Genomic DNA, 13,328 nt, shown 5'->3' with positions numbered 1-13,328 from the left:
TTCGGGATAATCTCTACTTTCGGCGCCGGCCGGGGGCGCACCCGCTCAAGGTCTCGAACACGATCCGGAACACCGCATCCATGCCCGCCGACAGCGCACCGCCGTCCGGGGCAAGCAGGCGCAGGCCGAGTCCCGCGCCGTTGGGCAGCGGGCTCACGCCGGTCAGGCAGCCCGCCGCGTCGGCCGCCTGTCTCAGATGGAGGCCGGCCAGGCGCGCGTCGTCGGGGGCGCCGAGCACGACCATCGTGCCGTAGGCGCGGTGAGGCCCCATCGGTGAATCCGGCGCCGTGAACGCCCTCCCGTCGATGCGGCTGCGCTCCCGCACCAGCGCGTGGCCCTCGGGGTCACGGATCGTCAGGCCGAGATCGAGCCGGTCGAACGGCCGGTCTTCGCCCGTGGGGTCGTGACAGGCGACGCTCTCGGTGACGATGGCGCGGGCGCCGGGCTCGGCGGTGATCTCGGTGAAGACAGCGAGATGGGCACCCGGAAACAGGATCAGCGGATCGGGATTGAGCGCCAGGAAGGCATCCGCGGCGATGGTGAGCCGCGTCTCCTGGCGCGAGGGTTCGGGGCCGCCGCGATGCACGACCGTGCCGGCCTGGGTCGTGACATGGACCCGCGCGCCGGACCGGGCCTGGACCGCGAGGGTGAGGTGGTCGGCGGCGTAGAGGCCGCCCGAGGCCGATTGCAGGTAGAGGGTTGCGAGGTCGGGGCTCTCCGGATGCATCCGGAACGCGCGGGTGATGTGGAACGGGTAGGGCACGACCTGCCGCGACAGCACGGTGGTGCCCCCGCCGCGGGCGAAGACGAGGGACGCCTGCACCCGGCGCCCGACCGGAGGGGAGGGTGCCTCGGCCGGGGCGGGCTTTTCGGGAAGGCCATCCAGCGACAGGGCCATCAGGGCGCGAACAGCACGGCGCGGCAGATCGCGTCGGCCACCGCCTCGACGCCCTCGCCGGAGCGGGCATTGGTGGCGGCCACGGGCTTCGCGCCCCGGACTCGGGCGGCCTCCGCCAGCATGCCGGGCAGATCGACGCCGACATGGGGTGCGAGATCGGTCTTGTTGATGACGAGGAGGTCGCAGCGCAGCACGCCGGGGCCGCGCTTTCGCGGGATGTCGTCGCCACCCGCCACGTCGAGCACGAAGATCCACCAATCGACCAGATCGAGGGAGAAGGTCGAGGCGAGGTTGTCGCCCCCCGACTCGAAGATCAGGAGCTGGAGTCCCGGAAACTTCGCCTCGAGATCGTCGCCGGCGGCGATGTTGAGGGTCGGGTCCTCGCGGATGACGGTGTGCGGGCAGGCGCCGGCCTCCACCGCCTCGACCCGGGCCGGGTCGATCAGCCCGGAGCGGCGCAGGCGCTCGGCATCCTCCTTGGTGACGAGGTCGTTGGTGACGACCGCGAGATCGACGCCGCGGGCCTGAAGCGCCGGGATCAGCCGCTCGATCAGCGCAGTCTTTCCCGAACCGACCGGGCCGCCGATGCCGATGCGGGCGGCGGTGACGGATTCAGGGAGGGCAGGGGAGGGGGAAGTGGTCATCGCAGCATGTAGCGTTGGGCGAGCGGGAGGACGGTGGCGGGCTCGCAGGTGGCGAGTTCCCCGTCCACGAAGACCTCGAAGGTCTGCGGATCGACCCGGATATCCGGGCAGGCGTCGTTCCAGAGCATGTCGGCTTTGGTCAGCGTGCGGGTGCCGCGGGCCGGCAGCAGGCCTTTGCGAAGGCCAAGGCTCTCGCGCAGTCCCCCTTCGATGGCGAGCGGGTGGACGAAGCAGGCCGACAGGCCCTGCTTGGCCAGCCCGAACGCGCCCCATTGCGGGCGCATCAGCATCGGCTCACAGGTCATCAGGGAGGCCGCGGAATCGCCCATGGCGCCCCAGGCGATGAAGCCGCCCTTGATCACGAGTTCCGGCTTGATGCCGAAGAAGGCCGGGCGCCAGATCACGATGTCGGCCATCTTGCCGGGCTCCAGCGAGCCGATATGCTCTTGGATGCCGAAAGTGCGCGCGGCGTTGATCGTGTATTTGGCGATGTAGCGCTTGATCCGGGCATTGTCGCCGAAGCCCGGCCGCTCCTCCGGCAGGGCGCCGCGCTGGTCCTTCATCTTGGAGGCGAGCTGCCATGTCCGACAGATCACCTCGTGGATGCGGCCCATGCCCTGGCTGTCGGAGCCGAGCATCGAGATCGCGCCGATATCGTGCAGCACGTCCTCGGCCGCGATGGTCTGCGCCCGGATGCGGCTCTCGGCAAACGCTACATCCTCCGGCAAAGCCGGGTTGAGGTGGTGGCACACCATCGTCATGTCGAGGTGCTCGTCGAACGTGTTGACCGTGTAGGGATTGGTCGGGTTCGTCGAGGAGGGCAGGCAGTGGGGCAGCCCCGCCACGCGGATGATGTCGGGCGCGTGCCCGCCGCCCGCGCCCTCGGTGTGGTACATGTGGATCGTGCGGCCGCCGATCGCGGCCAGCGTGTCCTCCACGAAGCCCGACTCGTTGAGCGTGTCGGTGTGCAGCTGGACCTGGAAGTCGTATTCGTCGGCAAAGCCGAGGCAGGCATCGATCGCCGCCGGCATCGCCCCCCAATCCTCGTGGATCTTGAGGCCAAGGACGCCGGTTTCTAGCTGTTCCTTCAAGGCTGCCGGCTTGTGGGTGTTGCCCCTTCCCAAAAAGCCGAAATTGACGGGCCAGGCTTCCGCCGCCTGGAGCATTTTCCCCGTGTTGAACGGCCCGCCGGAATCGATGCCGACGGTGATCGGCCCGAGCGAGCCGCCGAGCAGGGTGGTGATCCCTGAGGCGATGGCGTGGTCGGGCAGGCCGGCGGAATCGAAGTGCACGTGAACGTCGATGGCGCCGGGCGTCGCGATCAGCCCCTCGCAGTCGCGCACCGTGGTGCCGGCCGACACGATCAGGCGCGGATCGACGCCGTCCATGATCGCCGGGTTGCCAGCTTTGCCGAGGCCGACGATGCGCCCGTCCTTGATGCCGAGATCGCCCTTCACGATGCCGAGGACGGGATCGATCACGAGGACATTGCACAGCAGGAAATCGAGCGCGCCCTGCGCCGCCGTGACGCCGGGCGCGAGCCCGATGCCATCCCGAAGAGTCTTGCCGCCGCCATGCAGGCACTCGTCGCCGTAGACTGCGTGGTCGTGCTCGACCACCGCGATGAGAGAGGTGTCGGCGAGCCGCACGCCGTCGCCGGTGGTGGGGCCGTAGAGGGCGGCGTAATCGCGCCTTGGGATCGTGACCATGTTTCCGCGTCTCCCTCAGGCGCCCTTGAAGCCACAGGCCTTGGCGCGCGCCAGCGCGTCGGCGCGGGCCGCGTCGGTATCGAGCTTGCCTTGCGTCAGGTTGTTGAGTCCGGTGAGCTCGCGCTCGCCGCCGAACCCCACCAGCGTCACGCTCTTGCGCTGGCCCGGCTCGAACCGGACCGCCGTGCCCGCCGGGATGTCGAGGCGAAAGCCCAGCGCCTTGGCGCGGTCGAAATCGAGCGCCCGGTTGACCTCGAAGAAGTGGTAGTGCGAGCCGATCTGCACCGGCCGGTCGCCGGTGTTGACGACCTCGATCGTGACCCGCGGGCGCCCGGCACCAAGCTCGATCTCGCCCTCCGTCGGCAGAATCGCGCCGGGCTCCAGCGTGTCGGGCTCCGCCCCTTCCGCAGGCCGGATCGGCTCGTGCACGGTGACGAGCTTGGTGCCGTCGGGGAAGACGCACTCGACCTGCAAGATCGGCATCATCGAGGCGACGCCCGGCATCACGTCACCGGTGGTCAGGATGGTCGAGCCCCAGCCGATCAGGTCGGCGACCGTGCGCCCGTCGCGAGCCCCCTCCAGGATCTCGTCGGTGATGATCGCCACGGCTTCCGGGTAGTTCAGCTTGAGCCCCCGCGCCCGCCGCTTACGGGCGAGTTCGGCGGCGGTGAAGATCGTGAGCCGTTCGAGTTCGGTCGGCGTCAGCAGCATCGGCGCGGCTCCTTCAATTCGCGAACAGGCGGAGTTCGGCCTGGGCTTGGCGCATGGCGGCGATCTCGATCAGAGGGGTGAAGCCGGTGAGTTCGACGGCGCCCGCCGGCTCGGGCACGGGCTGCTCCAGTAGTTCGGCGATCAGCGGCAGCGCGCCCCCCAAGACCCGCTGTGCCTCGATCGCCCCGATGGCGCCGAGCCGCACCGCGGCCGAGGTGAGCCCGCTGACGAAGAGATAGCCGGAGACGGATGCGGCCGCGCGCTCGTCGAGGCCGAGCGCCGGCCACAGCGCGCCCTGCACGGTGGGCAGATGACCGAGCAGCCCGCCCGCCCGCACGGCCGCGCGCAGGTCGGTGGCGCCCGGCGTGCCGAGGCGGGCATGCGAGGCCAGCAGCGAGGCACCGTTGCGGCGGCTGCCGACCCGCATCGGCTCGGCCAGTGAGGCCGCCTCGACCGCTGCGTCGATGGCCGCGAGGCGTTCGATGGCGCCGCCGGCGCGGTGGGCCAGGATCAGCGCGACCCGGTCGGTTTCGGCCCAGCGGAAGCGCAGGGCCGCCGCGACGGTGCGGGCGAGCGCCGCCTCGTCGAAGGCCGGGTTCTCGGCCACCAAACCTTCGAGGCCGTTGGAGAAGGCGAAGCTGCCGCTCGGAAAGGCCGTGTCTGCCTGCTGGAGCGCGGTGAGGGCGGCGAGCAAGGCCTCAGGCCCCTTCGGCCGCCGCGTCGATGGAATGGGCGACGCGGCCCTCCTCGACCAGGGCGCCGAGACGCACGAGGTAATCCTCGGCCGGCCCTTCCAGCGCGACGAGGATCGCCGCGCCGTCGAAGCGGACCCGCCAGTGAAGGTTGCCGGCATGGTAGCCGAGTTCGAGCGCATCGGCGGTGGAACGCGGCACGAGCCGCAGCCAGCTTTCGGTGCCGACGCGGGCGACAAGCGCGTGACCATCTTCGAGGACGAGCACCGCGCCGTCGAACAGGGCCTGATCCCTCGGTAGGGCGAGCGCGATCTCCTCGCCGGCCACTGTCGTCGCCCGCAGGCGCCGCCGGGCCACGTCGGCGCTCGGCACCCGCAGGATGTCCACCGCACCGTGATGTTCGAGGTGATGCAGGCGCTCCGCGAGATCAGCCTCCGACCGGCTGCCCAGAACGCGTTGGATCACACGCATACGCCACGACTCCGATACACACGCCGCCCCGCCCGGTGCGGGGGCGGAGCTGTCCTCGGGGTGCCGAAACCGCGGGGCGGTTCCCGGCAACTCCCAAGATCCTAAGCGAGGATCGCGCCAGAATCGAGCGTATTGAGAATTAAATTTTCTCTGAAAGAAAGCAGCAGGCGGTGTGGCGCGCGCCCAGCGCGCATTCCGACGAAGTGGTTACCGGTTCGTCGCAAGAATGCGCGTCAGCACAAGGACCGAGAGTCGCCGGCCTGATGCAATCAGGTCGGTGGCTCTAGCGCGATGCAACCAGAGGGTTCGCGTCCCGGCCGCGACCCGGAACGACCACGACGCGGCGGATCTCGCCGCGCAGATAGGCCTGCAGGAACCGGTCGTAATTCTTGAACGAGATGCAGCCGTTCGAGGCGCCGTTGGGCCCGAGCAGGTAGGTGTGGGTGAGCAGTCCGACGCGGCCGTGGATCGCCTCGCTTCCGCCGACGGGCGTGAGGCGCAGGGCTCGCACGCCGTGGAACGGCGCCTCGCGCTCGGTCAGGTCGTAGGTGCCCGGCGGGGTGGCGCCGCGCATCTTGAGATGGACGTAGCGCGGATCATCCATGCTCTCGCCGAGGCCGGAATGCGCTTCCAGCCGTTCGCCGCTCGGCAGAACCACGCTCTGGGCGCTGATGTCGTAGACCGCGATGCCGCCTTCGCCGACGGGCGGCGCGGCGGGCAGGGGCGTGGTCAGGACCCGGCGGGCGGCGGACTCGGCAGCGCCGTTCTCCAGGGCCGCATAGGCGAGGGCGGGGGCCGGCGTGGCGGGTTTCTCGACGCCGAGCAGCTTTTCGAAGAAGGTGCGGGTGTCCTCGACCTGGGCCGGCGCCACCGCGACCGTGGACCGGCGCGCGACCATCCGCTCAGCCCGGCGCAGGGCGTCCGCCGCCCCGAGGCGCGTCAGCTCGGCCGGGCGGCGCACGGGCAGGGGCACGACCTGCGCGAGGGCCGTCGCCGGTGCCTCGTTCGGAAGCCAGAACAGGGAAGCCGTCCCGAAGCGCGCCTCGGTGGGGGCGGGCAACGCCTGGGGCATCCACTCGGCCAAGGATTCGGCCATAGCTTCGGCCGGCGGCTCCGCGGCGTCCGGTGCGGCCTCCGGCGCTTGGTCCGGGATCGAGGCCACCGTCTCTACGGGGGTATCCGGCACCGGGTCTGCCGCAATGGGGACCGCCACCGTTTGAAGCGGTGGCAGATCGATCCGTCCAAACGGCGCGGAGGAGGCCAGGATCAGGGCCGCGCTCAGATAGGCGGCCGAGGGGAGAGCCCACGAGAGGAGAGGATGTGCCATGCGCCGCCCGAATTCCCGTCCGGGAGCGGCCTCCGCCCCGGTCCTGAACCGCCCCGCCGACGCACGCGCCCTGCGACGCGCATCCCTCGGCCGGTCAATGTCTCGTTAACCAAGTGCGCCGTCGCGCTCGGCGATTCTGGGGCGAGATCATGGTCGGGCGGGGGTAAAACCGGAGCGGACTTTGGGCCGGATGATCGCGGGAGAGGCGGAGGGATGATGCTGAGGGACGGGACGGTCCGGCAGCGCGGGACCGATCCCGAGGTCGATTCGGCGCCGAATTGCGAGCCCGAGCGCTGCACTCATTTCTGCGATTTGAGATAGCCTCGAATGTGTTCGAAAGATTCGCCGATCGCGCTCAAGGCGTGACGACGCCTCCCTAGCAGATGCCGCAGATCCAACTGGGCCGCTTCGCGGCTCGGACCCTCCAAGGCCGGCAGGGGCGGCAGGATATGGGCGTAATAGGTCTTGCTCAGCAATCGATGCAGCAGACGTTCGCCGGGGAACGGGAGATTGTTGTTCAGGGTGCGCGCCGCTTTGAGAAGGTTTCGGATATCGTACTGTACGGGGCTGATATCGGGCACCTGTTTGTGCAGGCCGAGCAACGTATAGACGGCTACACGCGCGGTGCGGATCGAGCTGTCCATCGTGAAGATGATGTCGTTCGAGGTTTCGACGAACTGGCCCATCAGGCCCAGATTCGTGCAGCCCTTCGGCACGACATGCGGCCGGTCGCCTGCCGCGCGCGGCATGAACATCGCCGTGATGTAGGGCATCAGCGCCAACCGCACCTTGGTGTTGGCCGCGACGGCTTCGCATTGGTCGGCGATGCCGAGATGATAGCAAAGTTCGCTCAAGATCTCCCGGCCGGTACAGGCCGGCATCGGCTTCCGGACGTGGTTCCCGTCCTTGTCCATCAGGAGCGCATAGGCCCAGAGCACCAGCACGTCCTTTGGCTGTTCCGGGAAGTGCGGCTGACGGTTGCAGGTCACGCTCAGCACCCAGTTTGAATCCGTGAAGGTGATGATGCCACCCGTCACCGTCTTGCCTGAATAGGGATCGTTGACCGCCAGCTCCTTCAGCCGCTCGACCAGGGGCGAGGGTTTGCAGGTCAGCGTCACCGATTCCCACATCGACTTGTCGATGTCGCCGTAGAACTTCGCGGGATTGCCGAAGACCGGTGATTTCTCAGCCAAATTCTTCCACAACGCCCAGTCGCTGTCCTGGCCCGGATCGTGTCGGCCGCGTTCGAGAATCGGCGCCTGATCCATGTCGCCATAGGCCGTGCCCTCGGTCATCGAGCCGGTCAGAGCAAAGACCACGTCCCGGCTCTCAACGGGGATGACGTCCTCCTTGCCCTTCGTTTTGACGTGGATGCCCGTGACGGTGCGGGCGTCACCATCGACGCTCATGGCCAGATCATACGCCCGCACGCCGAACCGCACGGTCACGCCGCGCGCCATGAGGTGGTTGACCAGCGGCCGGACGAAACTGTCGTACTGATTGTATTTCGGAAAGACGAGCGCCGACATATCCGCCAGACCGTCGATCGCGTCGAGGAAGCGGTGCATGTAGAGCTTCATCTCGAGCAGGCTCTGCCAGTTCTCGAAGGCGAACATCGATCGCCAGAAGAACCAGAAATTGGTCTCCAGGAATTCCGGGCTGAAATATTGCTCGATCGTGATGTCGTCGAGATCCTCCTTGCGCTTGAGCAGGAGGCGGATCAGTTCCCATTGCTGGGGTTTCGTGAGGCCGAAATTCGAGAAATCGCGAATCTGCCCCTGCTCATGCATGAGGCGGGCTTTGGAGTAATTGGGGTCGTGATCGTTGACGAGCCGGTACTCGTCGAGGACGCTGTAGCCTTCCGGGAGTTCGAGCGCCTGAACATCCTGGAACATGTCCCAGAGATTGTCGTAGTTCCAGTTCATCTCGCGACCGCCGCGGATGATGTACCCGTCCTCCGGGTTGCCGGCGCCATCGAGCGAGCCGCCTTCGACGTCCAGCGCGTCGAGGATCGTGATGTCCTGGCCGTTCATGCCGCCGTCGCGGATCATGTAGAATGCGGCGGCCAGCCCGGCGATGCCACCGCCGATGATCCAGGCCTTGCGCCCCTCCACCCGCGGCCCCGGCACCGGGCGGTTGCGCATGTAGGCGCCCATCATGTCGGGGGGCGGGAGCGTATTGGCAGGGCGATTATGCCAATAGGCGGCCGATGCATCGGTTTCGACGACGAAATCGTGACCTTCTTTGCCTGGAATGGCTCCGGCCATTGCGCGTCTCCCGAGAGGACGGCCGGCGTCAGAGGGCCGGCGTGACGGACTAAGAGGGCCTCACGAAACGCGCGATCACCAATCGTCCCCCTCCGGGCACGGCGGCGCAGCGGGCGTTGCGTGAGAGACAGTCAGGCGGGTGATCGGCTCGTGATCGCCGGCGTAGGGCCTGCTGCAAAAGCGGGTTTGAGCCTCGAAAGCCGGCCTGTTTGGCCATGAGTCCGATGCGTCGGCATTGATGTGTCGCAATCGGGCCCTGCATCCCCTGTGTTAGCGCTGGCTTCGCGGTGAGCGATGGTTCCCTGAGGGGATCGCGCAGCAAGTATCCCGGCGAAAGGATGTGCAGAGAGACGAGCTGCCAAGCTTCCTCTCATTCAACAAGTCTGGATCGCGTCGTCCGCTGCCGCGGCATCGATGCGCTGCGGGGCTGTTCAGGCGATGGGACGGTCCGGGTCCGCTGCCCTCGGGAATCCCCGCCAACACGTGTTCATCGAGGAGGATTGGATGGCAGAACTCGTGGTGATCGGCTTCGAGGATCCGCAGGAGGCGGATCGCGCTCTGAACGAATTGGCCCGCCTGCAGACGGAATATCTGATCGATCTCGAGGATGCGGTCGTCGCCATCCGGAGCCCTGACGGCAAGCTGCGGCTCAAACAGAGCGTTGATCTGGTCGGCGCCGGGGCCGCCTCCGGCGGGATCTGGGGCGCGATGTGGGGCTCGCTGGTCGGCCTCGTCTTCCTCAACCCGCTGCTCGGCCTCGCAACGGGAGCCGCCCTCGGACTGGGCGCGGGCGCCCTGTCGGGCAAGCTTGCCGATTACGGCATCAACGATGACTTCATCCGCTCCGTCGCCGAGGCGGTGCAGCCGAACACCTCGGCTCTGTTCATCCTCGTGCGCAAGGCACAGCCGGAAAAGGTGCTCGCGGAGATGTCGCAGTTCCGAGGGCGCGTCATCCGCTCCTCGCTCTCACCGGAGCAGGAGAGCCGCCTGCAGGCCGCCCTGTCGCAGCCTGACGTGTCGATGCCCGGAAGTGACGGCGCGTCGGCCGAACCGTCCGCGGGCAGCACGGGCGCGCCGCCTCCCGGGGGCTCCGGCACCGCCGACGGCTCTTGATCGCGGCGCTTGCGCAACCGGCGGGCCCTGTCTCGAAGGTGCGTAAGCCGTCGCATCCGGCCGTCGGCAGCGGCCCGGCCGGGATGGGCGTCACGGCGGTTTCTCACGCGGCCGCCCGGTGAGGCGCCGCCTTCCGGTCGAAACAAGGTCCGGCCTCACTTTCGCCTCCGCCGGACCTCCATGGTGGAACACTGCGTCGAGCCCCAGCCTGTCCGAACAATGAATCCCGCCCCGATGAGCGAGCAAGAGGCTGCGCGCCTTCGTGCCTTGGACCGCTATCGGTTGCTCGACACCCCGCGCGAGCAGGATTTCGACGAGATCGCCGAGGCCGCCGCCGAGCTGTGCGAGGCGCCGATCGCGGTGGTCAATCTCGTCGGCGACGGGCGGCAGTTCTTCAAGGCGGAGGTCGGCCTCGGTGTGCGCGAGACGCCGCTCGAAACCTCCTTCTGTCGGCAGGCGATCCTGCACGACGACTTCCTCTACGTGCCCGACACCGCGCGCGACCCGCGCTTCGAAGGCAACCCGCTCGTCAGCGGCGATCCCGGCCTGCGCTTCTACGCCGGCGCCCTGCTGAGGACCGACGAGGGGCAGCCGATCGGGACTGTCTGCGTCCTCGATACCCGCCCGCGCGAACTCTCGGAGCGGCAGCGCCGCGGCCTGATGCGGCTCGCCCGCCAGGCCATGACGCAGATGGAACTGCGCCGCTCGCTGCGTGAGCAGGCGGAGCAGCGCCTGCTGCACGAGCGCATCCTCGACAGCGCTACTGACTACGCGATCGTGGCCATGGACCCCCAGGGCCGCGTCACGCGCTGGAACACCGGCGCCGAGCGCATCCTCGGCTGGACCGAGGCCGAGATGCTGGGCCGGACGGTCGATGCGTTCTTCACGCCGGAGGATCGGGCGGGCGACCGGCCCGATGTCGAGAAGCGCCTGGCGGCGCAGACCGGCAGCGCCCCGGACGAGCGCTGGCACATGCGCAAGGACGGAACCCGCTTCTGGGCCTCGGGCGAGATGATGCCGCTGACGGCCGAGGACGGCGGGCTCATCGGCTTCCTCAAGATCCTGCGCGACCGCACCGGGCAGCGTGCCTCGGAAGCGGCGTTGCAGGCAAGCGAGTTGCGCTACCGCTCTCTCGTCGAGGTCAGCCCGCAGGTCGTCTGGTTCGGCGACGAGGCCGGCCGCGTCACCTACTGCAACACCTATTGGTACGACTATACGGGGCTGCCCCCGGCGAGACCGGCGAGGCGAGCTGGATGGGTGTGATCCATCCCGATCACCGCGAGCGCGTTCGCGATGCGTGGCTTGCCGCGGCGCGAAGCCGGGGGGGCTACGAGGTCGAGTTCCCCCTTCGCCGCGCCGACGGGCAGTACCGCTGGTTCCTGTCGCGGGCGCGGCCCGTGCGCGACGAGGCCGGGCATCTCAAGAGCTGGATCGGCACCACCCTCGACATCCACGAGCGCAAGGTGGCCGAGGAGCGCTTCGCGGCGCTCACCGAACTGGCCCCGGCCATCATCTGGTTCGGAAATCCGGACGGCAGCCTCAGCTACCTCAACGACCGCTGGTACGCCTATACCGGCCAGACCCCGGAACAGGCACTGCCGCTCGGCTGGGGCGAGGCGATCCACCCGGACGACGTTGACGGCCTGCTCAAGGTCTGGGAGGCGGCCCGCACCCACGAGACCGTCTACGACACCGAGGCACGCCTGCGGGCGCGCGACGGAACCTACCGCTGGTTCCTGATCCGTGCTGAGCCGCGCCGGGACGCGAGCGGCGCGGTAGTCGGCTGGCTCGGCAGCAACAGCGACATCCACGACCGTCGGCAGGCGGACGAGGATCTGCGCCGGGCGCGGGAGCAGTTGCACCTCGCCGTCGAGGCGACCGGAACCGGCATCTTCGACTACGACCTCGTCACGGACACGCTGGAATGGGACGCGCGCACCCGCGCGCTGTTCGGCCTGGGACCGGAGGCGCCGGTCGCCTACGACGTGTTCCTGGCCGGCCTGCATCCGGATGACCGGGCCTGGGTCGATCGGGCGGTCGAGGCCGCGCTCGATCCGGCCGGCAGCGGCACCTACGACATCGCGTACCGGACCATCGGGCTGGAGGACGGCATCGAGCGCTGGGTCGCCGCCAAGGGACAGGCCTTCGTCGCCGGCAGCCGCACCGTGCGCTTCATCGGCACCGTGCGCGACGTCACGCAGAGCCGGCGGGCCGAGCAGACCCTGCGCGAGACCGAGGAGCGTTACCGCCTCGCGGCGCGCGCCACCAACGATGCGATCTGGGACTGGAACCTCGCGACCAACCAAGTCCTCTGGAACGAGGCCCTCACGGTCGCCTACGGCTATCCGCCGGAGGCGGTCGACCCGACCGGCGATTGGTGGATCACCCATATCCATTTCGACGACCGGGCGCGGATCGACGCCTCCATCCACGCGGTCATCGACGGGACCGGTACCGCCTGGAGCGAGGAGTACCGTTTCCTGCGCGCGAACGGCACCTATGCCGACATCCTCGACCGGGGCTACGTCATCCGTGACGGGCACGGGGCGGCGGTGCGGATGATCGGGGCGATGCTCGACATCAGCGAGCGCAAGCGGGCCGAGGAGCACCAGCGCCTGCTCACCGGCGAGTTGCAGCACCGGGTCAAGAACACGCTCACCCTCGTTCAGGCGATCGCCAGCCAGACCCTCCGCAACGCCCCGGATCTCGATGCGGCCCGCGAGGCTTTTGCCGCGCGCCTGATCTCGCTCGGCCGCGCGCACGACATCCTGACCCGGTCGAGCTGGACCGAGGCGCCCATCGCGGAAGTCGTGGAGGGGGCTCTGGCGGTCCATCGCGGCGCTGCCATGGCGCGCATCCGCGCGAGCGGGCCGAGCGTGCTGCTCGGCGCCAAGGCGGCGCTCTCGCTCGCGCTGGCCCTGCACGAGCTTGCCACCAACGCGACCAAGTACGGCGCCCTCGCCAACGAGGTGGGATGCGTCGAGTTGCGCTGGCACGTGGTGCACGAGGACGAGGCACCCCGCTTCTGCCTGACATGGTCCGAGCAGGGCGGTCCGCCCATCCTGAGCCAGCCCTCGCGCCGCGGCTTCGGCTCGCGCCTGATCGAGCGCAGCTTCGCCGCCGAGGTCGGCGGAGAGGTCAAGCTCACCTACGCGCCGACCGGCCTCGTCTGCCGCCTGGAAGCCCCCCTCGCATCGATGCAGGAGCCGCGCGCCGAGGTCGCCGCCTAAGGGACTAGGTGCCCGCTTCACGGCAAGACGCCGGGATCTGCGCGGGCCGTGCATGGGTGTAAAATGGCCTAGCTTGTGCATACTGGGCCGCTGCGATCCCGTGTCGATCCGAGGCGCTGAGCCCCGGCGCACACGACGTCGCCACTCCTGACGCACCGGCGCGCATCGGCCGGTGCCGTTCGGGGTGAACACCTCTTGCAGGCGACGCCATCCATCCGGCGGCCGCGGAATCGTTGGAGATCCGGGTCATCGCGCTGTGCGGTTCT

The 13,328-nt window shown here is 68.9% G+C and carries 9 protein-coding genes and 1 pseudogene; 2 read left to right on the top strand and 8 right to left on the bottom strand.

The genetic code is table 11. The features are described from left to right. Positions 1-13: 13 nt before the first annotated feature. The 8 genes from MSPGM_RS05460 to MSPGM_RS05425 form a co-directional block, all read right to left on the bottom strand. A complete protein-coding gene (locus tag MSPGM_RS05460; protein WP_003604330.1) occupies positions 14-898 on the bottom strand; it encodes an urease accessory protein UreD in 885 nt (294 codons plus the stop codon). Further along, a complete protein-coding gene (ureG, locus tag MSPGM_RS05455) occupies positions 898-1,542 on the bottom strand; it encodes an urease accessory protein UreG (protein ID WP_261926193.1) in 645 nt (214 codons plus the stop codon). Before ureG ends, MSPGM_RS05460 begins: the two co-directional genes overlap by 1 nt. Next, positions 1,539-3,251 (bottom strand): urease subunit alpha, encoded by a 1,713-nt coding sequence (gene ureC / locus MSPGM_RS05450; RefSeq protein WP_003604334.1) that lies wholly within the window; start codon positions 3,249-3,251, stop codon positions 1,539-1,541. Before ureC ends, ureG begins: the two co-directional genes overlap by 4 nt. 15 nt (positions 3,252-3,266) lie before the next feature. Next, the gene (locus MSPGM_RS05445) at positions 3,267-3,962 is read right to left on the bottom strand and encodes an urease subunit beta (RefSeq protein WP_003604337.1); all 696 of its coding nucleotides are present in this window, start codon (positions 3,960-3,962) and stop codon (positions 3,267-3,269) included. Positions 3,963-3,975: 13 nt separating this feature from the next. Beyond that, entirely contained in the window at positions 3,976-4,656 is a 681-nt protein-coding gene (locus MSPGM_RS05440) for an urease accessory protein UreF (RefSeq protein ID WP_012752269.1), read from the bottom strand. A gap of 4 nt (positions 4,657-4,660) precedes the next feature. After that, positions 4,661-5,125 carry an urease accessory protein UreE gene (gene ureE / locus MSPGM_RS05435; protein ID WP_003607566.1) on the bottom strand — a complete coding sequence of 155 codons (465 nt, stop codon included), beginning with the start codon at positions 5,123-5,125 and terminating at the stop codon, positions 4,661-4,663. Positions 5,126-5,408: 283 nt separating this feature from the next. After that, positions 5,409-6,452 carry a DUF2778 domain-containing protein gene (locus MSPGM_RS05430; protein ID WP_012752267.1) on the bottom strand — a complete coding sequence of 348 codons (1,044 nt, stop codon included), beginning with the start codon at positions 6,450-6,452 and terminating at the stop codon, positions 5,409-5,411. Between the two features lie 299 nt (positions 6,453-6,751). After that, complete coding sequence (locus tag MSPGM_RS05425) at positions 6,752-8,719, bottom strand: oleate hydratase (protein ID WP_261926192.1); 1,968 nt, start codon at positions 8,717-8,719, stop codon at positions 6,752-6,754. Between the two features lie 504 nt (positions 8,720-9,223). Here MSPGM_RS05425 and MSPGM_RS05420 point away from each other — a divergent pair. Together MSPGM_RS05420 and MSPGM_RS05415 are read left to right on the top strand one after the other, a co-directional pair. Continuing rightward, positions 9,224-9,832: a DUF1269 domain-containing protein gene (locus MSPGM_RS05420; RefSeq protein ID WP_003600641.1), complete on the top strand. Its 609-nt coding sequence runs from the start codon at positions 9,224-9,226 to the stop codon at positions 9,830-9,832. Between the two features lie 234 nt (positions 9,833-10,066). Beyond that, a pseudogene (locus MSPGM_RS05415) lies at positions 10,067-13,062 on the top strand (PAS domain S-box protein). Positions 13,063-13,328 lie beyond the last annotated feature (266 nt).

The sequence above is a fragment of the Methylorubrum sp. GM97 genome (assembly GCF_024347855.1).
GTDB classification, from domain to species: Bacteria; Pseudomonadota; Alphaproteobacteria; order Rhizobiales; family Beijerinckiaceae; genus Methylobacterium; species Methylobacterium extorquens.
Note: the sequence above shows the minus strand (reverse complement) of the source record. Positions and strands in the feature narration are given on the sequence as shown.

Bases quoted from the DNA above. Each gene is read 5' to 3' on its own strand.
- MSPGM_RS05445 (WP_003604337.1), bottom strand. From the start codon at position 3,962: ATGCTGCTGACGCCGACCGAACTCGAACGGCTCACGATCTTCACCGCC.
- MSPGM_RS05425 (WP_261926192.1), bottom strand. From the start codon at position 8,719: ATGGCCGGAGCCATTCCAGGCAAAGAAGGTCACGATTTCGTCGTCGAA.
- ureC (WP_003604334.1), bottom strand. From the start codon at position 3,251: ATGGTCACGATCCCAAGGCGCGATTACGCCGCCCTCTACGGCCCCACC.
- ureE (WP_003607566.1), bottom strand. From the start codon at position 5,125: ATGCGTGTGATCCAACGCGTTCTGGGCAGCCGGTCGGAGGCTGATCTC.
- MSPGM_RS05460 (WP_003604330.1), bottom strand. From the start codon at position 898: ATGGCCCTGTCGCTGGATGGCCTTCCCGAAAAGCCCGCCCCGGCCGAG.
- ureG (WP_261926193.1), bottom strand. From the start codon at position 1,542: ATGACCACTTCCCCCTCCCCTGCCCTCCCTGAATCCGTCACCGCCGCC.
- MSPGM_RS05430 (WP_012752267.1), bottom strand. From the start codon at position 6,452: ATGGCACATCCTCTCCTCTCGTGGGCTCTCCCCTCGGCCGCCTATCTG.
- MSPGM_RS05420 (WP_003600641.1), top strand. From the start codon at position 9,224: ATGGCAGAACTCGTGGTGATCGGCTTCGAGGATCCGCAGGAGGCGGAT.